The organism is Ideonella margarita (genome assembly GCF_038066635.1).
GTDB classification, from domain to species: domain Bacteria; phylum Pseudomonadota; class Gammaproteobacteria; order Burkholderiales; family Burkholderiaceae_C; genus Ideonella; species Ideonella margarita.
In genome coordinates this window covers 387843-409876 of the sequence record NZ_JBBUTI010000001.1, presented here as the reverse complement: position 1 = coordinate 409876, position 22034 = coordinate 387843, and the positions used below count along the sequence as shown (strand labels likewise).

At 67.8% G+C, this 22034-nt stretch carries 24 protein-coding genes; 15 read left to right on the top strand and 9 right to left on the bottom strand.

Going from position 1 to position 22034, the window contains the following annotated elements; genetic code table 11:
- Positions 1-45: 45 nt before the first annotated feature.
- Together glgA and glgC are read right to left on the bottom strand one after the other, a co-directional pair.
- Positions 46-1491 (bottom strand): glycogen synthase GlgA, encoded by a 1446-nt coding sequence (glgA, locus tag AACH00_RS01960; RefSeq protein ID WP_341397254.1) that lies wholly within the window; start codon positions 1489-1491, stop codon positions 46-48.
- A gap of 2 nt (positions 1492-1493) precedes the next feature.
- Positions 1494-2768, bottom strand: coding sequence for a glucose-1-phosphate adenylyltransferase (glgC, locus tag AACH00_RS01955; protein ID WP_341397253.1), 1275 nt, complete (start codon positions 2766-2768; stop codon positions 1494-1496).
- Between the two features lie 277 nt (positions 2769-3045).
- Between glgC and AACH00_RS01950 the strand changes: the two genes are divergently transcribed.
- The 8 genes from AACH00_RS01950 to ureG all read left to right on the top strand — a co-directional run bounded on the left by AACH00_RS01950 (position 3046) and on the right by ureG (position 9332).
- The gene (locus AACH00_RS01950; protein ID WP_341397252.1) at positions 3046-3348 is read left to right on the top strand and encodes an urease subunit gamma; all 303 of its coding nucleotides are present in this window, start codon (positions 3046-3048) and stop codon (positions 3346-3348) included.
- Positions 3349-3432: 84 nt separating this feature from the next.
- Entirely contained in the window at positions 3433-4035 is a 603-nt protein-coding gene (locus tag AACH00_RS01945) for a HupE/UreJ family protein (protein WP_341397251.1), read from the top strand.
- 13 nt (positions 4036-4048) lie between these two features.
- A complete protein-coding gene (locus AACH00_RS01940) occupies positions 4049-4354 on the top strand; it encodes an urease subunit beta (protein ID WP_341397250.1) in 306 nt (101 codons plus the stop codon).
- Positions 4354-6081 carry an urease subunit alpha gene (gene ureC, locus AACH00_RS01935; protein ID WP_341397249.1) on the top strand — a complete coding sequence of 576 codons (1728 nt, stop codon included), beginning with the start codon at positions 4354-4356 and terminating at the stop codon, positions 6079-6081. Before AACH00_RS01940 ends, ureC begins: the two co-directional genes overlap by 1 nt.
- Before the next feature lie 34 nt (positions 6082-6115).
- Complete coding sequence (ureE, locus tag AACH00_RS01930) at positions 6116-6856, top strand: urease accessory protein UreE (protein ID WP_341397248.1); 741 nt, start codon at positions 6116-6118, stop codon at positions 6854-6856.
- 17 nt (positions 6857-6873) lie between these two features.
- Complete coding sequence (locus tag AACH00_RS01925) at positions 6874-7584, top strand: urease accessory protein UreF (protein WP_341397247.1); 711 nt, start codon at positions 6874-6876, stop codon at positions 7582-7584.
- Between the two features lie 87 nt (positions 7585-7671).
- Positions 7672-8598, top strand: coding sequence for a dioxygenase family protein (locus AACH00_RS01920; RefSeq protein ID WP_341397246.1), 927 nt, complete (start codon positions 7672-7674; stop codon positions 8596-8598).
- A gap of 92 nt (positions 8599-8690) precedes the next feature.
- Positions 8691-9332: an urease accessory protein UreG gene (ureG, locus tag AACH00_RS01915; RefSeq protein ID WP_341397245.1), complete on the top strand. Its 642-nt coding sequence runs from the start codon at positions 8691-8693 to the stop codon at positions 9330-9332.
- Positions 9333-9344: 12 nt separating this feature from the next.
- Here the strand turns inward: ureG and AACH00_RS01910 are convergent, their stop codons facing one another.
- From AACH00_RS01910 to dcd, 4 genes are all read right to left on the bottom strand, one after another.
- Positions 9345-9788, bottom strand: coding sequence for a DUF1801 domain-containing protein (locus AACH00_RS01910; protein WP_341397244.1), 444 nt, complete (start codon positions 9786-9788; stop codon positions 9345-9347).
- 36 nt (positions 9789-9824) lie between these two features.
- A complete protein-coding gene (gene ypfJ, locus AACH00_RS01905; RefSeq protein WP_341397243.1) occupies positions 9825-10733 on the bottom strand; it encodes a KPN_02809 family neutral zinc metallopeptidase in 909 nt (302 codons plus the stop codon).
- An 83-nt stretch (positions 10734-10816) separates the two neighbouring features.
- Positions 10817-11161 (bottom strand): hypothetical protein, encoded by a 345-nt coding sequence (locus AACH00_RS01900; RefSeq protein WP_341397242.1) that lies wholly within the window; start codon positions 11159-11161, stop codon positions 10817-10819.
- Positions 11162-11259: 98 nt separating this feature from the next.
- Entirely contained in the window at positions 11260-11829 is a 570-nt protein-coding gene (dcd, locus tag AACH00_RS01895; RefSeq protein WP_341397241.1) for a dCTP deaminase, read from the bottom strand.
- Positions 11830-11881: 52 nt separating this feature from the next.
- Between dcd and AACH00_RS01890 the strand changes: the two genes are divergently transcribed.
- Positions 11882-12901, top strand: coding sequence for a 2-dehydropantoate 2-reductase (locus AACH00_RS01890; protein WP_341397240.1), 1020 nt, complete (start codon positions 11882-11884; stop codon positions 12899-12901).
- A 69-nt stretch (positions 12902-12970) separates the two neighbouring features.
- Positions 12971-13528 (top strand): Mpo1-like protein, encoded by a 558-nt coding sequence (locus tag AACH00_RS01885; RefSeq protein ID WP_341397239.1) that lies wholly within the window; start codon positions 12971-12973, stop codon positions 13526-13528.
- 43 nt (positions 13529-13571) lie between these two features.
- Here the strand turns inward: AACH00_RS01885 and AACH00_RS01880 are convergent, their stop codons facing one another.
- Complete coding sequence (locus AACH00_RS01880; RefSeq protein WP_341397238.1) at positions 13572-14132, bottom strand: GNAT family N-acetyltransferase; 561 nt, start codon at positions 14130-14132, stop codon at positions 13572-13574.
- Positions 14133-14263: 131 nt separating this feature from the next.
- Here AACH00_RS01880 and AACH00_RS01875 point away from each other — a divergent pair, with 131 nt between their 5' ends.
- The 3 genes from AACH00_RS01875 to AACH00_RS01865 all read left to right on the top strand — a co-directional run bounded on the left by AACH00_RS01875 (position 14264) and on the right by AACH00_RS01865 (position 19022).
- On the top strand, positions 14264-15121 hold the full coding sequence (locus AACH00_RS01875) for an SPFH domain-containing protein (protein WP_341397237.1): 858 nt from the start codon (positions 14264-14266) through the stop codon (positions 15119-15121).
- A gap of 117 nt (positions 15122-15238) precedes the next feature.
- Positions 15239-17284, top strand: coding sequence for a methionine--tRNA ligase (gene metG / locus AACH00_RS01870; protein WP_341397236.1), 2046 nt, complete (start codon positions 15239-15241; stop codon positions 17282-17284).
- A 4-nt stretch (positions 17285-17288) separates the two neighbouring features.
- Positions 17289-19022, top strand: a complete 1734-nt coding sequence (locus tag AACH00_RS01865; protein ID WP_341397235.1) for a SulP family inorganic anion transporter — start codon at positions 17289-17291, stop codon at positions 19020-19022.
- On the opposite strand, the gene AACH00_RS01860 is transcribed toward AACH00_RS01865, so the two are convergent.
- Positions 18964-19995 (bottom strand): CYTH domain-containing protein, encoded by a 1032-nt coding sequence (locus AACH00_RS01860; protein ID WP_341397234.1) that lies wholly within the window; start codon positions 19993-19995, stop codon positions 18964-18966. The genes AACH00_RS01865 and AACH00_RS01860 overlap by 59 nt on opposite strands.
- Before the next feature lie 137 nt (positions 19996-20132).
- Between AACH00_RS01860 and AACH00_RS01855 the strand changes: the two genes are divergently transcribed.
- Positions 20133-20336, top strand: a complete 204-nt coding sequence (locus AACH00_RS01855) for a DUF3460 family protein (RefSeq protein WP_341397233.1) — start codon at positions 20133-20135, stop codon at positions 20334-20336.
- Between the two features lie 20 nt (positions 20337-20356).
- On the top strand, positions 20357-21229 hold the full coding sequence (locus AACH00_RS01850) for a segregation and condensation protein A (RefSeq protein ID WP_423221882.1): 873 nt from the start codon (positions 20357-20359) through the stop codon (positions 21227-21229).
- Positions 21230-21276: 47 nt separating this feature from the next.
- Here the strand turns inward: AACH00_RS01850 and AACH00_RS01845 are convergent, their stop codons facing one another.
- On the bottom strand, positions 21277-22014 hold the full coding sequence (locus AACH00_RS01845; protein WP_341397232.1) for a response regulator: 738 nt from the start codon (positions 22012-22014) through the stop codon (positions 21277-21279).
- Between the last annotated feature and the right edge of the window lie 20 nt (positions 22015-22034).

Below are 22034 nucleotides of genomic sequence, written 5' to 3'. Positions count from 1 at the left end.
CCTTCGGGTTCAGTCAAGTCATCAAAAACGGGGGGCGGCGCCGGCTCAGTGCGGCAGGGCCAGGCGGTACATGTCGCGGTAGGCCTCGGCGGCCACGCGCCAGTCGTGGCGGCGGGCCATGCCGGCGCGCATCACGGCCGTCCAGGCCTTCGGGCGCTTGTAGAGGGCCAGCGCGCGGCGCACGGCGGCGTCAAACGCGGCATCGGTGAACTCCTCGAACACGAAGCCGGTGGCGGTGTCGTCTTCGAGGTTCTCGAGCGCGCTGTCGGTCACGGTGTCTGCCAGGCCGCCCACGCGGCGCACCAGCGGCAAGGTGCCATAGGCCAGGCCGTACAACTGGGTGAGGCCGCAAGGCTCGAAGCGGGAGGGCACGAGGATGACGTCAGCGCCCGCCACCAGCTGGTGGGCGAATGGCTCGTCATACCCGATGCGCACCGCCACCGACGCCGGGTGGCTGGCCGCCAACGCGCGGAAGCGGGCTTCCATGTGGGCGTCGCCGCTGCCCAGCACGGCCAGCTGGGCGCCACGCGCCACCATCGCCTGCACACCGTTCAGCACCAGCGGCAGGCCCTTCTGCTCCGTCAGCCGGCTGACCACGCAGAACAGCGGCGCCTTGGGGTCAAGCGCCAGGCCGAGGCGCGTCTGCAGATCGGCCTTGCAGCGGGCCTTGCCGGCGAGCCGGCTGGCGTCGTAGCGGGTGTTGATCAAGGTGTCGGAAGCCGGGCTCCAGACCGCCGGGTCCACGCCGTTCAGGATGCCGTGCAGCACGTTGGCCCGGCCCGCCAGCAGGCCGTCCAGGCCCATGCCCTGTTCGGGCTGCTGAATCTCGCGGGCGTAGGTCGGGCTGACCGTGCTGAGCCGGTCCGCGAAGTACAAGCCGGCCTTCATGAAGTTGAGCTGGCCCCAGGCTTCCATGCCGTTCACGCCCCAGAAGCTGGCGGGCAGGCCGAGCTGGGCAAAACAGGCCGCATCAAACTGGCCCTGGTAGGCGAGGTTGTGGATGGTGTAGACGCTGGCCACCGGCGCCGCAGTGGCGCGCAGGCAGGCCGGCACCAGGCCAGCGTGCCAATCGTGTGCATTGACCACGGCCGGGCGCCAGGTGGTGTCGGCGCCCAGCGCCAGCGCCGCGGCGGCCCAGCCCAGCGCGGCGAAGCGCAGGTGGTTGTCAGGCCAGGACTGGCCAGCGGCATCGGCGTACGGGCCGCCGGGGCGCTGGTACAGCGCGGGCGAGTCCAGCACGTAGGCGGTGACGCCCGCGGCCGGCAGCTCACCCCGCAGCAGCCGCCCGCCGGGCACCTGGCCGTGGCCCGGCAGCTCCACCAGGCACTCTGCGTTCTGCAGGCCTTGCAGGATGGCGTCGAAGCCGGGCAGCAGCACCCGGGCATCGACGCCCACACCCGCCAGCGCGGCCGGCAAGGCGCCGGCCACATCGGCCAGCCCGCCGGTTTTAAGCAGCGGGAAAATCTCGGCACAGACCTGCAGAACCCGCATCGTCAAAGCGCCTTCAGCATGTCGCGGGTGACCAGCACCACGCCGTTCGGGCTGCGGTGGAAACGCTGCGCGTCCAGCACCGGGTCTTCGCCGATCACCAGCCCTTCCGGCAGCTTGCAGCGGCGGTCGATGACGGCGTTGCGGATGCGGCAGTTGCGGTTGATCTGCACATCCGGCAACACCACGGTGCGCTCGATCTGGCTGTAGGAGCGGACCAGCACGTTCGAGAACAGCACCGAGTCTTTCACCGTAGCGCCCGAGACGATGCAGCCACCCGACACCAGGCTGTTGATGGCCTGCCCGACACGGCCTTCCGCCTCGTCGTCGTGCACGAATTTGGCGGGGGGCAGCTGCTCCTGGTAGGTCCAGATCGGCCAGTCCCGGTCGTACATGTTCAGCTCGGGCGTGACGGTGGCCAGATCAAGGTTTGCCGCCCAGTAGGCGTCCACCGTGCCCACATCGCGCCAGTAGGCCCGCGAGTACGGCGGGTTGGCGATCGCCGACATCGAGAACGGATGCGCCGAGGCTTGCTGCTCGGCCACCGCCTTCGGGATCAGGTTCTTGCCGAAGTCATGCTCCGACTCCGGATCAACCGCGTCCTCTTCGAGCAGGCGATACAGGTACTCGGCCGAGAAGATGTAGATGCCCATGCTGGCCAGCGACATCGCGGGGTTGCCCGGCATGGCTGGCGGATCGGCCGGCTTCTCGACGAACTGGGTGATGTGGCGGTGTTCGTTGATCGCCATCACGCCGAAGCCCATGGCCTCTTCGCGGCTGACCTCGATGCAGCCCACCGTGACACCGCGGCCGCTGGCCACGTGGTCGGCCAGCATCACCGCGTAGTCCATCTTGTAGATGTGATCACCGGCCAGCACCACGATGTACTCGGGCGGCGTGGAGTTGCGGATGATGTCGAGGTTCTGCCAGATCGCGTCGGCAGTGCCGCGGTACCAGTCGTCTTCGTTCAGGCGCTGCTGGGCCGGCAGCAAGTCGATGAACTCGTTCATCTCGTTGCGCATGAAGCTCCAGCCGCGCTGCAGGTGGCGCAGCAGCGAATGCGACTTGTACTGGGTGATGACGCCGATGCGGCGCATGCCCGAGTTGATGCAATTGCTGAGCGCGAAATCGATGATGCGGAACTTGCCGCCGAAGTGCACGGCCGGCTTGGCGCGGCGATCGGTCAGCGACTTGAGGCGCGAGCCGCGACCGCCGGCCAGTACGAGGGCCAGGGTCTTGCGGGCGAGGTGACGGTTGTTCACGCTGTGCTTGATGTCCATGGAAAGAGTCTCCGAGCTTTCTCTTTTTTGCATTGACTGGCGGCGCGGACGCAGCCATCCTGATTTAGCAACTTCGAGGCCCAACCGCTGGCCCCGGGCTCGATCTTGCACCTGAAACCGCGTTGTAACTCGACCCCGGCCTACGTGAAACCACGCATCGGTGCTGCGCCTGCACCGATGGCATCACCCTTGCAGGTACAAGCCTCAACAACACCGACAGGTGGTGCACCCGTACCGGCACAGGTGCCGGGCAGATGCGCCACCCTGGAGAGCCCCGATGGAACTGACCTCCCGCGAAAAAGATAAGCTGCTCATCTTCACGGCCGCGCTGCTGGCCGAGCGGCGCCTGGCCCGTGGCCTGCGCCTGAACTACCCGGAATCGGTGGCCCTGATCACCGCCGCCATCATGGAAGGCGCCCGTGACGGCAAGACCGTGGCGGCGCTGATGAGTGACGGCAAGACCGTGCTGACGCGCAGCCAGGTGATGGACGGCGTGGCCGAGATGATTCCCGAAATCCAGGTGGAAGCCACGTTCCCCGATGGCACCAAGCTGGTGACCGTGCACCAACCCATCGCCTGACCACGCACAAACCCCGGCATTGCGCACCAAGCGTGTGCATTTGCCTCAGATCGCTTTCCTCGCGTCACTCCTGAAGGACCCGACATGACCTCCTCGCTTTCGACCTCCTCCACCCGCCTGTTCGTGCGTGCGGGCGCCGCCCTGTGCCTGGGCGCCTTGCCCTTGCTGGCTTCGGCGCACGGCACGGACGCCGCGCATGCGCACACCGGCTTCGCAGAAGGCCTGGCTCACCCCTACACCGGCCTGGACCACCTGGCCGCCATGCTGGCCGTGGGCCTGTGGAGCGGCAGCGGTGCCAGCCGCCGTGCCTGGGTCGCACCGCTGTCTTTCGTGGGTTTGATGCTGGCGGGCGTGCTGCTGGCTGCCGGTGGCTGGGCGCTGCCGGCCATCGAGCCGATGATCGCCACGTCGCTGCTGGCGCTGGGCCTGTTGCTTGCCGCACGCCAGCAATTGCCGGCCCCGGTGGCGGCCGCGCTGGTCGGCGGCTTCGCGCTGTTCCATGGCGCCGCACACGGGATGGAGCTGGGCGACAGCGCCGCCGCCGTCACCGGCATGCTGCTCGGCACGGCCAGCCTGCACCTGATGGGCTGGCTGGCTGGCCGCTCGCTGCAGCAGCGCCACGGCTGGGTCACCCGCGCAGCCGGCTTGGGCGTGGCGGTGTTCGGCAGCGCCCTGCTGCTGGCTTGAACGGGAGCGCGCGATGATTCCCGGCGAACTTTTCACTGACGAGGGCGAGATTGAACTCAACCCGGGCCGGCCTGTGCTGACCCTGGTGGTTGAAAACGCCAGCGACCGCCCGATCCAGGTCGGCTCGCATTACCACTTTGCCGAAACCAACGCCGGACTGCGCTTCGACCGCGCGGCTGCACATGGCAAGCGCCTGCACATTGCCAGCGGCACCGCGGTGCGCTTCGAGCCCGGCCAGCAACGCACGGTGAATCTGATCGATCTGGCCGGTGACCGCGTGGTCTACGGCTTTCGCGGCCTGGTCCAAGGAAAACTCTGATGAGCACGATCAGCAAACGCGCCTATGCCGAGATGTTCGGCCCCACCGTTGGCGACCGGCTGCGGCTGGCCGACACCGAACTCATCCTCGAGGTGGAGCAAGACCTGACGCTGCGCGCCGGCGGCTACGGCGAGGAAGTGAAGTTCGGCGGCGGCAAGACCATCCGCGACGGCATGGGCCAGAGCCAGCGCAGCAACGGCCCGCTGCCCGGTGACGCCTGCGACTGCGTCATCACCAACGCCACCATCCTCGACCACTGGGGCGTGGTCAAGGCCGACATCGGCCTGAAGGGCCAGCGCATCGTGGCCATCGGCAAGGCCGGCAACCCCGACGTGCAGCCGGGCATCGACATCGTCATCGGCCCGGGCACCGAGATCATCGCCGCCGAAGGCATGATCGTCACGGCCGGCGCCATCGACACGCACATCCACTTCATCTGCCCGCAGCAGATCGAGGAAGCGCTGTATTCGGGCGTCACCACCATGATCGGCGGTGGCACCGGGCCGGCCACCGGCACCTTCGCCACCACCTGCACGCCCGGCCCCGAGAACATCGCCCGCATGCTGCAGGCGGCCGATGCATTCGCGATGAACATCGGCTTCCTCGGCAAGGGCAACGCCAGCCAGCCGCACGCCCTGCGCCAGCAGGTGGAAGCCGGCGTGATCGGCCTGAAGCTGCACGAGGACTGGGGCACCACGCCCGCGGCGATCGACTGCTGCCTCAGCGTGGCCGAAGAAACCGACACGCAGGTGGCCATCCACACCGACACGCTGAATGAATCCGGCTTCGTCGAAGACACCATAGCCGCCTTCAAGGGCCGCACCATCCACAGCTTCCACACCGAAGGCGCGGGGGGCGGCCATGCGCCCGACATCATGAAGGTGGTGGGCGAGGCCAATGTGCTGCCTTCGTCGACCAACCCGACGCGCCCGTACACGGTGAACACGCTGGACGAGCACCTCGACATGCTGATGGTGTGCCACCACCTCGATGCGTCGATTGCCGAAGACCTGGCCTTTGCCGAAAGCCGCATCCGCCGCGAGACCATCGCTGCTGAAGACATCCTGCATGACCTCGGCGCCATCAGCATGTTCAGCTCCGACTCGCAGGCCATGGGCCGCGTAGGCGAAGTCATCATCCGCTGCTGGCAGACCGCCCACAAGATGAAGGTGCAGCGCGGCAAGCTGCCCGATGACCCGGCACGCAGCGACAACGCGCGCCTGAAGCGCTACATCGCCAAGCTCACCATCAACCCGGCGCTGGCCCATGGCATCAGCCATGAGGTGGGCAGCATCGAGGTGGGCAAATGGGCCGACCTGGTGTTCTGGAAGCCCGCGTTCTTTGGCGTGAAGCCCAGCCTCGTGCTCAAGGGCGGCTTCATTGCCGCGGCGGCGATGGGCGACCCGAACGCCAGCATCCCGACGCCCCAGCCGGTGCATTACCGGCCGATGTTCGGCAGCTTCGGCGGCGCCATCGCACGCACCTCGCTGACCTTCGTGAGCCAGGCCGGCATGGCGGCGCAGGTGGGCCAGCAGTTCGGTCTGCACAAGCGCCTGTCGGCGGTGCGCGGCTGCCGCACCGTCAACAAGGCGGCGATGGTGCACAACCACTATGCGCCGCACATGGAGATCGACGCCCAGACCTACCAGGTGCGTGCCGATGGCCAGTTGCTGACCTGCGAGCCCGCCAGCGTGCTGCCGATGGCACAGCGCTATTTCCTCTTCTGAGCGCCCTGACCCGGCCCGGCCTTACCATCGGCGCATGCTGACGATCCAGAAACTCATTCCGCGCGGCCAGGGCCTGGCCGCTGTGTTGCTCAAGCGCGCCGCCACGGTCGAACTCGACTGGGACGTGCGCCAGAAGAGCCGCTTCGATGCCACCGACAGCCAGGGCCGGCACCTGGGCGTCTTCCTGCCCCGCGGCACCGTGGTGCGGGGGGGCGACGTACTGGTGGCGGAAGACGGCTCGCTGGTGGCCGTGAAAGCGGCCCCGCAGCCGGTGCTGGAGGTGCGTGCCTGCACCGAGCACGGCAGCCCGTTTGACCTGCTGCGCGCCGCCTACCACCTGGGCAACCGGCATGTGCCCCTGGCCTTGCAACCCGGCCACTTGACGCTGGAGCCCGACCACGTGCTGGCCGACATGCTGCGCCAGATGCACCTGATCGTCACCGAAACCTCTGCCGCCTTCGAGCCCGAGAGCGGGGCGTATGCGGCGGGTGGGCACGGGCATGGTCACGGCCACAGCCATGACCACGGTCACGGACATGCCCACGCGGCCCCGGCTGCCCCGGCGGCGCATGTGCACGGCCCGGGTTGTGGGCATGACCATGGGCATGACCATGGGCACAACCACGCACAAGACCACGCGCACAGCCCTGCCGCAGCGCCCGTGCGTGGCAAGCCGCTGGGCATCCCGGTGGCGGCCGCGCCGGCACCGCATGTGCATGGCCCGGGTTGTGGGCATGACCACGGCCACGACCACGGTCACAAGCACGACCACTGACCTGATTCCTCGTCTCGATGCCTCGTGTGCGTTCAGCGCCGGCGCCCTTGCCGGCTTCCACCCTGCTGCAGTTGATGTGGCTGGCGTCGCCCGCGCTGCCGGTGGGCGGCTTTAGCTATTCGGAAGTGCTGGAGGCGGCGGTGGAAGCCGGCCTGGTGACACAGGAAGCCCAGGCCAGCGCCTGGCTGAGCGACCAGCTGCACCTGGCACTGGGCCGCGCTGACCTGGGTGTGGTGGCACGCGCCGTGGGCGCCTGGCAGCGCGCTGATCTGGCCCGCATCACCGAGTTGAATGACTGGGTGCGTGAAACCCGCGAATCAAGCGAGCTGCGCCAGCAGGCCGAGCAGATGGGCCGGTCGCTGCACGACTGGCTGCGCCAGCGCAACTCGAGCGATGCGCGGGTGGCGCACCTCGGCGCCTTGTCACCGGCCCCCACCTGGCCGGTGTCTTTTGCCCTGGCCACCGTGTTCGCCGGCGCCCCGCTGCGCGAGGCCCTGCTGACCCACTGCTTCGGCTGGGCCGAGAACATGGTGCAGGCCGCGATCAAATCAGTGCCGCTGGGCCAGAGCGCCGGTCAGCGCATGCTGGCTTCCTTGACGCAGGCCATCCCGGCCGTGGTGGAGGCCGCCATGCGCCAGACCGACAGCCAGCGCCAGGCCTTCACGCCGATGCTGGCGATTCTGTCGGCCCGCCACGAAGCCCAGTATTCCCGGCTGTTCCGGTCTTGAGGGCAGGCTTTGCCGCGAGCAAACCGCGAGCAACAAGTCAGCAACGCGCACTTCGCACGATGGATACCTTCTGAAGAGGAATCCACCATGCGCACACCAGAACAGACTACAAACGCCGGTCACGCGACGCAGCACGAAGCCCATGACCACGCTCATGATGGCGGTCTGCAAGCCGACCTCGACACCCTGGCCCGGCACCGCGCCAGCCGCCGTCGCTGGCTGGGCCTGCTGACCGCCGGTGGCGTGGCACCGCTGGCCCTGCTGGCCTGCGGCGGTGGCGGCAGTGACGCGGGCACCACCACGACAACTTCCAGTGGAAGCACTACCACCGGAGGCACAACGACAGGCGGCTCCACCAGCAGCGGCACCTGCTCAGTCATTCCCGAGGAAACCGCCGGCCCCTACCCCGGCGACGGCTCGAACAGCGTGAACGGCAGCGTGGCCAATGCACTGTCGCTCAGCGGCATCGTGCGCTCGGACATCACGTCCAGCATCGGCGGCGCCACCGGCACGGCCAACGGCGTGCCGCTGACCATCACCCTGACGCTCGTGAACACCGGCAACAGCTGCGCGTCGCTCGAGGGCTATGCCATCTACCTCTGGCATTGCGACCGCAGCGGCAAGTATTCGATGTACTCCAGCGGCATCACCGACCAGAACTACCTGCGCGGCGTGCAGGCCACCAACGCCAGCGGCCAGGTCACCTTCACCACCATCGTGCCGGGCTGCTACGACGGCCGCATGACCCACATGCACTTCGAGGTCTATCCAAGCCTGAGCACGGCCAGCATCGCCAGCAACAAGATCAAGACCTCGCAGCTGACCTTCCCGATGGACATGCTGAACACGGTGTACGCCCAGTCCGGCTACGAGACGAGCGTGAGCAACCTGGCCAGGATCAGCTACAGCACCGACAACGTCTTCAGCGACGGCGTGAGCACCCAGACCACCACCGTCAGCGGTTCGGTGGCGGCTGGCTACAGCGCCACGCTGCAGGTGGGCATCTCGGTCTGAGGTTGCAAAGATGCATGGTGTTGGAGCGATGCAGGCATGTTCCGTGCATGTCGTATGCTCGATTCATTGAACCTGCCACGAGCTGACGCACCATGCCCGCACCCTCTCCCGCCCGTCGTACCAAGCCACTGCCCGCGCTGCGCGTGGGTGTCGGCGGCCCTGTGGGCTCCGGCAAGACCACGCTGGTCGAAATGCTCTGCAAGACCATGCGTGAGCGCTGGGACCTGGTGGTCGTGACGAACGACATCTACACGAAGGAAGACCAGCGCCTGCTGACGATCTCCGGCGCGCTCGAGCCCGACCGAATCATGGGCGTGGAAACCGGCGGCTGCCCGCACACCGCCATCCGCGAAGACGCGTCGATCAATCTGGAAGCCGTCGACCGCATGCTCGACAAGTACCCGGACGCCGACATCGTGTTCATCGAATCGGGCGGCGACAACCTGGCGGCGACCTTCAGCCCGGAGCTGAGCGACCTGACGATCTACGTGATCGACGTGGCGGCCGGCGAAAAGATTCCGCGCAAGGGCGGCCCGGGCATCACCAAGAGCGATCTGTTCATCATCAACAAGACCGACCTGGCCCCGCACGTGGGTGCCGATCTGGCGGTGATGGAAGCCGACACCAAGCGCATGCGGCCGAACCGGCCCTTCGTGATGACCAACCTCAAGACCCGCGAAGGCCTGGCCGAGGTGGTGCGCTTCATCGAAACCAAAGGCCTGCTGACGACCTGAGGCCCTGGCGCGTCAAACGGGCTTGTTCGGCGGGTGGCTGGGCCGCTCAATGGCCCGCTCCACGGCCCGCTCCCCCGCACGCTCAAGCGCCTGCCGGCGCGCGATGACCGCCGCTGCCGTCACCAGCATCTCTACCTTCACGCCGTCCAGCGGCTGGCTGAGGCGGCACTTCAGGCTGCGGCTGTCGCGCTGGTTGCCGTCCAGCTCGGCGATGTGTGCCGGCAGCGATGCGCCCTGGTAGAACTGCAGGTTGATGTGCGCCTTGTGCGGCACCAGCGCCGCCATCAGTTCGTCGCTCACCGTGAACACGAGGTTGCCCCAGCGGATCGACTCGGCCACATCCGGCACGGCCCCCCGCACCGCCGCCTGCAACTCGATCGCCATCGGCCGCTGAGCCGGTGAGAGAAAGTCGAACCAGGCGGCCACGAGGGCCTTGGGACGAGCGGCAGAACGCATGGGGGCCTCTTTCCGGTGTTCAGGCGAGTGCGGCTGTCACAGCTGCTTCGCCTCGAAGGTATTGCACTGGTTGATCTGGCCGCTGTCCATCCCGCGACGGAACCAGGCCACCCGCTGGGCGCTGCTGCCGTGGGTGAAGCTTTCAGGCACCACGCGGCCCTGGGACTGCTGCTGCAGCGCGTCGTCGCCGATGCGCGAGGCCGCGTTCAAGGCCTCTTCCAGATCACCGGATTCGAGGATGTTGCGCCGCTGATTGGCGTCGTGCGCCCAGATGCCGGCGAAACAATCGGCCTGCAACTCCAGGCGCACCGACAGTGCATTGGCCTGGGTCTTCGAGACCCGGCCGCGCATCTGGTCCACCTTGTCCGAGATGCCCATCAGGTGCTGCACGTGGTGCCCCACCTCGTGGGCGATGACATAGGCCTGCGCGAAGTCGCCGGGCGCGCCCAGCTGGCGGCGCAGCGTGTCGTAAAAGGCCAGATCGATGTAGACCTTGCTGTCGCCCGGGCAGTAGAACGGCCCCATCGCCGCTTCGCCATTGCCGCAGGCGGTGCGTGTCTGGCCGGTGAACAGCACCAGCACCGGTTTGCGGTATTGCGCGTTTTGAGCCTGGAACTGCGCGGCCCACACGTCTTCGGTGCTGGCCAGCACGGTGCGCACGAACTGCGTCATCTCATCGTTGCGGGGTGCCTTGGCCGTGGCGGGTGCGTGCTGCGCGGCCACCGGGCCGGCAGCTTCACCGCCACCACTGAGCAGGCCGATCACCGTCATCGGGTTCACGCCCAGCAGCCAGCTGGCGATCAGGGCCACGGCAATGCCGCCCAGGCCGATGCCGCGTCCGCCGATGGGCAACCCGCCACCACCACCGCCGCCGCCCATGCCACCACCACCGTCGTCCCGACGATCTTCAACTTCGTCGCTCTGCCGCTCACCTTGCCAACGCATGCTGCCCCCTTGTGTCCGTGAATGCAGCCATTGTCCGGCCGCAAGCTGACGCAGCGCTGCGAAGCGCCTCGGGCAGCCCGTGTTCAGTGGCCGTTGTCGTGCAATTCGTCCCGGCGGTGGTAGGTCTGGAACAACTCCAGCGCCAGACGGCGCAGCGGGTCGTGAGCGCTGCCGTGCGCGGTGGCGATGCGCTCGTAGGCGTAAAGGCGGTCGTAGCACATGCGGGCCACCTGCACGGCGTGGCCGTCCAGGGCCATCAGCGAGCGGAAGTGCAGCAAGGCACCCATGTCCAGGTCGCTGGCCGCCGGCCAGGCGCGGGCAGAAGGCCGGTTGCCTGAGGCATCAGCCAACTCCAGCGCGCCAAGCACCGGGGGCTGCCAGCTGCGGATGACCTGTTGGGCTGCAGCGGAGTGGGGATGGGGAACCATGGCGCCTCCTTGTGGCATCCGGACCATCCGGATGCGCTCATGGTGCGCCGCCCACCTGCCGGGCTAAAGCGTGAAAAGGCAGGCCTTCCCGGCCCGCTTCAGGTCTTGGGCAGCGTCACGCCGCGTTGGCCCTGGTACTTGCCGCCGCGGTCCTTGTAGCTGGTCTCGCAGACCTCGTCGCTCTCGAAGAACAGCACCTGGGCGCAGCCTTCGCCGGCGTAGATCTTGGCCGGCAGCGGCGTGGTGTTGCTGAATTCCAGCGTCACATAGCCTTCCCACTCGGGCTCGAACGGGGTGACGTTGACGATGATGCCGCAGCGCGCATAGGTGCTCTTGCCCAGGCAGATCGTCAGGACACTGCGCGGAATGCGGAAGTACTCGACGGTGCGGGCCAGCGCAAAGCTGTTCGGCGGAATGATGCAGACATCGCTCTCGATGTCGACGAAGCTCTTCTCGTCGAAGTTCTTCGGATCCACCACGGTGGAGTGGATGTTGGTGAAGACCTTGAATTCGCGTGCACAGCGAATGTCGTAGCCGTAGCTGCTGGTGCCGTAGCTGACGATCTTCTGGCCGGTGGCCGACTGGCGCACCTGGCCGGGCTCGAACGGCTCGATCATGCCGTGCTGTTCTGCCATGCGGCGGATCCACTTGTCGCTCTTGATGCTCATCGGGTTTCCTTGGAGTCCCCCCATTTTAGAAGCCTGTCAGCATGGTGCTCACATGAATGATTCCTCTCGCCCCTCTATTCTCGTCATGGGCACCGGCAGCGTCGGTGGCTTTGTCGGTGGTGGCCTCGCTGCGGCGGGTGCCGACCTCAGCTTCGTGGCCCGGCCCCGCATGCTCGGCGCCCTGCGCCAGCACGGCCTGCACCTGACCGATCTCGACGGCCGCGACACCCGCCTGGCCCCCAGCGTCTTGCAGCTGCACACCCACATCCCCGAAGGCCTGCAGCCCGCGCTGGTGCTGCTTTGCGTGAAGAGCGGCGCCACCGCCGAGGCTGCTGGCGAGCTGGCCCGGATGCTGCCGGCGGGCACGCCCGTGCTCTCGCTGCAGAACGGCATCGGCAATGCAGCGCTCGGCGCCCGCGTGGCACCTGAGCTGGTGTGGCTGCCGGGCATGGTGCCCTACAACATCGCCGAGCTGGGCCCCGGGCGCCTGCACCGTGGCACCGCCGGTCAGCTGGCTGCCCAGCGGCACCTGGTGCTGGAGGCGCTTGTGCCCACCTTCGAGCAGGCCGGCCTGCCGCTGCGGCTTCATGACGACCTGGCCCCGGTGCAGTGGGCCAAGCTGCTGATGAACCTGAACAACCCGGTGAATGCGCTGTCGGGCCTGCCGCTGCGGGCGCAACTGCTGGATCGCGGCTACCGGCGGGTGCTGGCCGCGCTGCAGCAGGAAGCCCTGGGCGTGCTGGCCGCGGCCGGCATCGAGCCCGCGCAGCTGGGCCCGGTGCCCCCGGCGCGCATGCCCGCCTTGCTGCGCCTGCCCACGGCGGTGTTCCGCCTGCTGGCCGCGCGGATGCTGCGCATCGACGACAAGGCCCGCTCCAGCATGGCCGACGACGTGGCCCTGGGCAAACCCACCGAAATCGACGCCATCTGCGGCGCCGTGGTCGAGCTGGCGCAGTCCAAGGGCGGGCAGGCGCCGCTGGCCGCGGGCATCACCACGCTGGTCAAGGGCCTGGGCAGCGGGGCGCCTGTGCAGAGTTCGCGTGAACTGCTGCGCGCGCTGGGCCTGACCTGAATCGCCGACTGGCGCTACGATGGGGCCCTGACGTTCAAACCCGCCGCGCTCCGGTTCGTACCCACCACCATGCCGTCCACGTTCCGTCCTGCCCGTACCCTGCTGGCCTTGTACGCCAGTGACCGGCGCGATGCGCGCAACATCACCACCCACCTGGTCGGCATTCCGCTCACGGTGCTGGCACTGGGCATGTTGCTGGCCAAACCCACCATGCTGACGCTGGACAGCCCGATCGGCCCTTGGCCCGTCAGCCCGGCGGCGGTGTTGTGGGCACTGTCGAGCCTCTGGTACGTGACGCGCGGCGAATGGCGCCTGGGCGTGCTGGTGAGCCTGATGAATGCGGCGCTACTGGGCCTGGGTGCTGCGTTGGTGGGCGCAAGCGCCGCAGGCGGGCTGGGTGCCAGCGCCGCGGTGCTGGCCCTGGGGCTGGGTCTGCAGCGCATCGGCCGCTACTACGAGGGCCACCGCCCCCGGCAACTGCGCGGTCTGGCTGCGCACCTCACCGGTCCGCTGTTTGCGCTGGCTGAAGTGCTGTTTGCCACCGGCCACGCCTGCGCCTTGCGCCAGCATGTGGTGCAGCACGCCGGCCCGACCCGGCTGCGCGACCTGACGCTGCCCGCGCACTGAACCACTCAGTCACCCCGCCCGGATCACTGCGGGTGGCTCGGCCTCAATCGGCCGTGGTTTTCAGATCCGACGCCAGCAGGCCAAAAAACGCGATGTCGTAGGTGCGGCCCTTGGCCGTCCAGCGCTGCCGCAGCAAACCTTCCTGAGTGAAACCGAGCCGGCGGATCAGGGCCATCGAGGCCGCATTGGCGGGGTTCACTTCAGCCTCCAGGCGCCGCAAACCGAGCGGCCCGAACGCGTGCGCCACCAGCGCCTCGCAGGCCTCGAACATCCAGCCGCCATGCCAGTGCGCCTGGCCCAGCACATAACCCAGCTCGGCACGGCCACTGGGCTCATCCAGCTTGAACAGCAGACAGGCACCGATCACCTGGCCCGTGTCGCGGCGCTGCAGCACCAGCTGCAGGGTGTCGCCGGCCTGCTCGCGCTGCCGCACCCGCTCTGCCCATGCAGTCGCGTCGTCCATGCCCGCCCAGGAGGGATACGGCAGATGGTGGGTGACGGCGTCATCGCCATTCACCACCAGCAGATCGGGCAGGTCGTCGGCGTGCAGTGACCGCACCAGCAGGCGCGGCGTGACGATCGGGGCATCGAGCATGAACGGCATGCGGCGATGGTAAGCGGCGCCGCGCACTGTGTCGTGCCCGCCACGCGCCGGGTAACCCGCCGTCACTGGCCCACGCACGCCGCGCCGGCCCGCTTAGCATCAGCGCACTACCAACTCGGATGAGCTGCACCATGACCGTTCTTCGCCGCACCCTGTTGCCCCTGGGCCTGGGCCTGGGCCTGCTTGCCCTGCTGGGCGGCTGCAGCCAGATCGACACCGGCAATGTGGGCGTCGAACGCACGCTCGGCAAGGTCAGCCCCGAAGCGCTGGCGCCAGGCCTGTACTTCACGCTGTTCAAGACGGTGGATGAGTTCACAGCGAAGGAAGTGAACTTCGCGCTCAACGACCTGACGCCAAAGAGCCGCGACAACCTGACCATGAAGGACGTCGACATCGACGTCTACTTCAAGACCAACCCCGGCGCGATTCCGGGCCTGTACGTGAAGTACCAGGGCGACGTCGTGAAGCACAAGGACATGGTGAGTGGCGGCACCGGCGATCTGGTGATCGCCTACAGCCGCGTCTCGCGGGAAGCGCGCGAGGCCGTCTACAAGGCCATCGCCACGCTGGACGCGACCACCATGCACACCAAGCGTTCCGAGCTGGCCGAGCTGATCCGCAGCGGCCTGCAGAGCGAGCTCGACAGCAACGACAAGAGCGCCTTCGTCATCACCGCCGTCAATGTGCGCAACCTGCTGACCGACCCGGCGATCGAGGCCGCCATCCGCCAGCGGGCCGAGACTGACCAGGCGATCGAGCGCAAGCGCAAGGAGATCGAGCTGGCGAAGGCCGAGGCCGAGCGGCTGGTGGTGCAGGCGGAAGGTGAAGCGCGGGCCAACCAGATCATCAGCGCCTCGCTCACGCCGGCGCTGAAGGAGCTGCGACTGGCCGAGATTCACCGTGACGCGGCCATCGCCGTGGCGGGCAAGGCGGGCAACACCGTGCTGCTGAATGGCGGCTCGACGCCGATGGTGAATGTGGGCCGTTGAGCCCCGTTTAAACAGGGAAGGCGCGGCAGCGAACAACCTGGCGCGGCCCGAGGCGCCTAAAATCAGGGGTTCCGGATGCGCGGCACTCGCCGGCCACCAACCCTGACCCTGTTGCCCATGACTCGCAAACTCTTCGTCACCACCGCCCTGCCCTACGCCAATGCGCCCTTCCACATCGGGCACATGATGGAGTACATCCAGGCGGACATCTGGGTGCGGGCGCAGCGCATGAAGGGCGCGCAGGTTCACTTCGTCTGCGCTGATGATGCCCACGGCGCGCCGATCATGATCGCCGCCGAAAAGGCCGGCAAGACGCCGCAGGAGTTCGTCGGCGAAGTGGCCGCTGGCCGCAAGCGCTACCTCGACGGCTTCAACATCGGCTTCGACAACTGGCACTCCACCGACGGCGAAGAGAACCACGCCCTGGCCAAGGAGATCTACCTGGCCCTGCGCAAGAACGAGCTGATCAGCGTCAAGACGATCGAGCAGTTCTACGACCCGCAGAAGGGCATGTTCCTGCCCGACCGCTTCATCAAGGGCGAGTGCCCGAAGTGCGGCACGAAGGACCAGTACGGCGATTCGTGTGAATCGTGCGGCGCCGTCTACGCCCCGACCGAGCTGAAGAACCCGTTCTCGGCGCTCTCGGGCGCGGTGCCGGTGCTGAAGACCTCCGACCACTACTTCTTCAAGCTGTCCGACCCGCGCTGCGTCGAGTTTCTTGAAGAGTGGACGCATGCGCCGGGCCGCCTGCAGCCGGAAGTGCTCAACAAGATCAAGGAATGGTTCACCAAGGATGACGACGGCAACGGCGGCCTCGGCGACTGGGACATCAGCCGCGACGCGCCGTACTTCGGCATCGAGATCCCGGACGCACCGGGCAAGTACTTCTACGTCTGGCTGGACGCGCCGATTGGCTACCTGGCCTCGCTGAAGAACTACTTCGGCAAGATCGGCCAGGACTTCGACGCCTTCTTCGCCGACCCGTCGGTGGAGCAGGTGCACTTCATCGGCAAGGACATCACCTACTTCCACACCCTGTTCTGGCCGGCGATGCTGCACTTCAGCGGCCGCAAGACGCCGGACAAGGTGAACGTGCACGGCTTCATCACCGTCAATGGCGGCGAGAAGATGAGCAAGAGCCGCGGCACCGGCATTTCGCCGCTGAAGTACCTCGACCTCGGCCTGCACCCGGAATGGCTGCGCTACTACATCGCCGCCAAGCTCAACAGCCACGTCGAAGACATCGACTTCAACCCCGATGACTTCGTCGCACGGGTGAACTCGGACCTGGTCGGCAAGTACATCAACATCGCCAGCCGTGCCGCGGGCTTCCTGTCGAAGCGCTTCGGCGGCCACCTGAGCGCCGACCTCGGCGTGGAAGGCCGCAGCCTGCTCGACACCCTGCGCGCCCACCAGGCCACGGTCGAAGAGCTGTATGAAGAGCGCGAGTTCGGCAAGGCCCTGCGTGAAATCATGGGCCTGGCCGACAAGGTCAACGAGTATGTGGACCAGCACAAGCCGTGGGACCTGGCCAAGAAGGAAGGCGCCGAGGCGCAACTGCACGATGTGTGCAGCACCTGCATCGAAGCCTTCCGCCTGCTGACCATCTACCTCAAGCCGGTGCTGCCGGCCCTGGCCGCACAGGTCGAAGCCTTCCTGAACGTGCCGCCGCTGAACTTTGCCGACGCGGCGCGTGCCCTGGGCGGCCACACCATCGGCAACTACCAGCACCTGATGCAGCGTGTGGACGCCAAGCTGCTGGAAGAGCTGCTGACGCCACCGGCCGCGCCGAAGGTGGTGCCGGGTGGCGAAGACCTCGCACCCGAGATCAAGATCGACGACTTCACCAAGGTCGATCTGCGCATCGCGAAGATCGTCAAGGCCGAACATGTCGAGGGCTCGGACAAGCTGCTGCGCCTGACGCTGGATGTGGGCGAGGGCCGCCTGCGCAACGTGTTCTCGGGCATCAAGAGCGCCTATCAACCGGAAGCGCTGGAAGGCAAGCTGACGGTGATGGTGGCCAACCTGGCCCCGCGCAAGATGAAGTTCGGCATCAGCGAAGGCATGGTGCTCGCCGCCAGCCACGCCGACGAGAAGGCCAACCCCGGCATCTTCGTGCTGGAACCCTTCCCGGGCGCACAACCCGGCATGCGGGTGCGCTGACCCCATGGCTGATACCGGGGGCTGGCGAGCAAGGTTGCAACCCTTTCGCCCCCGGCTGCTCAGCACCTTGCCCGGCTATACGCGCGGGCAGTTCCTGGCGGACGCCGGGGCCGGCCTGACGGTCGGCGTGGTGGCACTGCCGCTGGCCATGGCGTTTGCGATCGCCAGTGGCGTGGCGCCCGAGGCGGGCCTCTTCACCGCCATCATCGCGGGCTTCCTGATCTCGGCGCTCGGCGGATCAAACGTGCAGATCGGCGGGCCGGCCGGTGCGTTCATCGTCATCGTCTACGGCATCGTCGAGCGCTACGGCCTGCCCAATCTGCTGATCGCCACCTCGCTGGCCGGGGTGCTGCTGTTCCTGATGGGCTGGCTGAAACTCGGCGCGCTGGTGCGCTACATCCCGGTGTCCATCGTCATCGGCTTCACCAATGGCATCGCGGTGCTGATCGGCCTGTCGCAGGTGAAAGACCTGCTGGGGCTGCAGATCGCGAAGATGCCGGCCGACTTCTTCACCCAGTTGCATCTGCTGAGTGCCAACCTCGGCAGCTTCAACCCCTGGGCGCTGGCCCTGGGGCTGGCCTGCCTGGCCGTGGTGGTGGTGTGGCCCAAGAGTTACGCCATGCCGGCGCAGGGCGCGAGCCCCGCTGACCGGCTGCGCCGCGGCGCCAGCATGCTGCCGGGCACGGTGGTGGCCCTGACCGGCGCCACGCTGGCGACGGTGCTGCTGGGTTTGCCGGTGGAAACCATCGGATCGCGCTTCGGTGGCATTCCCCAAACCCTGCCCTCGTTCAACCTGCCTGATTTTTCATGGGGCACGGCCAAGCAACTGGTGATCCCGACCCTCACCATCGCCCTGCTTGGGGCGATTGAATCGCTGCTGTGTGCCCGGGTGGCCGACAACATGGCCAGCACCCTGCCCCGGCATGACCCGAACCAGGAACTGATGGCCCAGGGCGTGGCCAACTTCGTGACGCCCTTCTTTGGTGGCATTCCGGCCACCGGCACCATCGCCCGCACCGTGACGAACGTGCGCGCCGGGGGGCGCAGCCCGGTGGCGGGCATGGTGCATGCGGGCGTGCTGCTGCTCGTGGTGCTGCTGGCCGCACCGCTGGCGCTGCATGTGCCACTCGCCGCCTTGGCGGGCATCCTGCTGTTCGTGGCGTGGAACATGGGCGAGTGGCGCGAATTTGCCCGGCTCAAGCACTTCCTGATGCCCTACCGCACCGTGCTGGTCGGCACCTTCGTGCTCACCGTGGTGTTCGACCTGACGGTGGCCGTGGAGATGGGCCTGGTGGCCGCGTGCGGTTTCTTCATCTACCGCATGAGCACGCTGTTCACGGTGCTGGCCCAAACCCCGCCCAAGCTGCCCGATGGCGTGCAGGTGTTCGAGCTGTTTGGCTCGCTGTTTTTTGGGGCCGTGGGCAAGGTGGAAGCGCTGCCGGAGGCCGTGGTGCCGGGCACACAGGCCGTGGTGCTCGACATGCACCGGCTGATTTCGATGGACACGTCAGGTCTGGATGCGCTGGTGCACCTGCAGCACGCGCTGCACCTGCGCGGCGTGGCGCTTCAGCTGGCCGCCGTGAACGCGCAGCCGTTGAGCCTGATGCAGCGCTCAGGCTTTGCCGATGCGCTGGGGCAAGACCACATCGCCGCCGATGTGGACGCGGCGCTGGCGGCGATCAGGCGCTCGGCCGCTGCGCCGCACACCAGCCCAGCACACCCAGCACCCATTGATTGAAGGCGGCTGAGCGCACGAGCCGACCGGCCGCGCGGGTTTGCGCGGCGCCAGCCACGTCCAGCGGGGCCAGCCACAGGATCAGCGACTCCGCCAAGCCGGATTCAGCGGCATGGCGGCTGAGCAGGCTGTGCAGCCGCCCGAGGCCGGCCACCAGCGCCTGGGTGTGGGCCTGGGGCGCTGCCACTGGAGCCGCGGCTTGATCAGCTGCCGGGTCCGCAACCACGGCCGCATTGCGCAGCGCCGCATGCAGGCACGCCGACACGGCCTCATGGCCGGGCTGCCCGGCGATGGCGGCCGGCGGCTGCTGCGGCGGCGAGGCCTGCAGCCCCTGCGCCAGCAGGTTGCCGCGCTCCGCCTTGCTGCGCACATCCAGCCACAGCCCGTGCCGTTGCACCCAATCGGCCGCGGTGGCCAGCAGCCCGGCCACGTCGCCTTGCAGCAGTTCCATCTCCAGTTCGCACACGGCCTGTGCGCGCCCGCCGCCGCGAATCTCGCCGTCGTCAAATGCCAGCTCAACCACGGTGCTGCCGGGCGCCACCGTCAGCGGGGCATGGCCGCGCCGGATGTCGGTCTCGAACACCACGCCCAGGCCGAGGGTGTTGTCGGTCCGGGCAGCCTCATTCATGGCGTCATCGGTGCAACCCAGGGCGCGTGCCAGCGCCGGCAAGGCCGGGGTGCCCGCGTGGCGCGCCAGGCGCAAGGCCGGCGGGTCGCCATCGGCCGGGTCCACCGGGGCGTTGTGCTCCAGGCGCTGCAGCAGGTCTACGCCCTGGGCTTTCAGGGTCTGCACCCACACCGGACCTTCGCGCCGCAAGCGCAAGGCGGCGCGGGCCCGTGCGAGGTGCTGCTCGGGCGTGTCCACATAGCGGGCTTGCAGGCGGGTGCAAGCAGCGCCAGCGTGCGCCTTCACCTCGGCCTGCACGGCCTGGCGGGCGGCGGTCGGCACCTGGAATTTCAATTCGATCTCGATCAAGCCGGGCACTCCGTGGTCGGGTTTCACGCCAGGGGCCGGCGCGGACGCGCAAATCCTACCTGCCGCCAGGGGGCGGGCGCTAAAATCAGCATCCGATTCAATGTCACTACGGCCTGCACCCAGGCCCGTCGCCCGCCATGCCGCTGTTCTGGAAGCCCTACAAGTCCGAAGCCACCGAGTTCATCGAGTCGCTGAAGTCGGCCAAGCCGTGGCTGGAAGCTGAACAGCGCGCCGGCCGCGCCCTGCTGTGGGACAAGGCGCAAGATCGCGAAGCCGCTGGCGAATTCGCTGCAGCCCGCGTGGCGCAGCAGCCTTACGTCTACCAGACCAAGGCCAAGTAAGGCCCCGCGTGAGCGACCACCTGCCGGCCGAGCCCGGCCCGGCAGAAGCCCTCGCGGTGGAGTTGCCGCCAGCCCCGACCGGCGCCGACGCCGTCAGCCCCCAGGCCATTGATGGCGTCGTGATGGCGCGGCTGTATGGCGAGCCGTTGTTCGCCATGCCGAACGACCTCTACATCCCGCCCGATGCGCTGGAGGTGTTCCTGGAAGCGTTCCAGGGCCCGCTCGACTTGCTGCTCTACCTGATCCGCAAGCAGAACTTCAACATCCTCGACATCCCGATGGCGGATGTCACGCGGCAGTACCTGCGCTACGTCGACCAGATCCGCAAGCACAACCTCGAACTGGCGGCCGACTATCTGCTGATGGCGGCGATGCTCATCGAGATCAAGTCGCGGATGCTGCTGCCGCCGAAGAAGACCGACGAAGGCCAGGAAGCGGAAGACCCGCGGGCTGAGCTGGTGCGGCGCCTGCTGGAGTACGAGCAGATGAAGCTGGCCGCCGCCCGCATCGACCAGATGCCGGTGCTGGGCCGCGATTACCTGCGCGCGCAGGTCACCATCGAGCAGGCGATCGCCCCGCGCTTCCCGGACGTGGAAGTGGCCGACATCCGCGACGCCTGGGCCGACATCATGCGGCGCGCCAAGCTGCACCAGCATCACCGCATCACGCGGGAACAGCTCTCGGTGCGCGAGTACATGGGCATGGTGCTGCGGCGCCTGCAGGGCGAGCGCTTCGTCGAGTTCCGCGACATGTTCGACGTGACGCGCGGCCACTCGGTGATGGTGGTGACCTTCATCGCGATGCTGGAGCTGGCCCGCGAACGCCTGCTGGAATTGACCCAGGCGGAGGCCTTCGCGCCGATCTACGTTCGCCTGGCTTACCAGCCCAGCTGAACGCTGCGGGCCGCCCTGCCTGACCGGCAGCACAGCCCGACGGATGCTCAATACGTGGGCGGACGCGGCGTCATCGCGGCGCCTGCGGCGGTGGCCGCGGCCCGGCGGCGCTGCTGGGTCAGTTGCCCGACCGCCAGCACCGCCTGCGTGCGCGAGTTCACATTCAAACCCCGCAACACAGCCTGCACGTGGTCCTTCACTGTTTCCACCGACAGGCCCATGCGGCGCGCGATGTCCTTGTTCGGCTTGCCTTGCAGCAGCAAGGTCAGCACGTCGTGCTGGCGCGGGGTCAGGCCCAGTTCCTCGAACGAGGGCATGGTCTGGTACGGGTCTTCGTAGGGCAGCGGCGCCGGGGAAGCCACGCGGGCGTCTTCCTCGACCTGCGGGTCATCGCCGGCCGTCATCGTGGGCACGAAGATGCCGCCGGCCATCACCAGGCGCAGCGCCTCGGCCAACTCCTGGGTCGACATGCGCTTGGGCAGGAAGCCCATCGCGCCGAGGTCGATCGAGCGGATCACGTCACTGGAGCGATCAGAGGCCGACACCACCACCACCGGCAAGGCCGGCCAGGCGCTGCGCAGCTCGGCCAGCAGATCAAAGCCGTTGGCCTCGCCAAGCTGCAGGTCCAGCAGCACAAGGTCAAAACTGGCGTCGCGCTGCAGCGCATCGCGCGCTTCCTTGGCGGTGCCCAGTGCCGTCACGGCCACACCCGGGCGGATGCTTTCCATCATCGCCTTGAGCGCGGAAAGGATCAGCGGATGGTCGTCTACCAGCAAAACTTTCATGATTCCCTGTGGTCGATCAC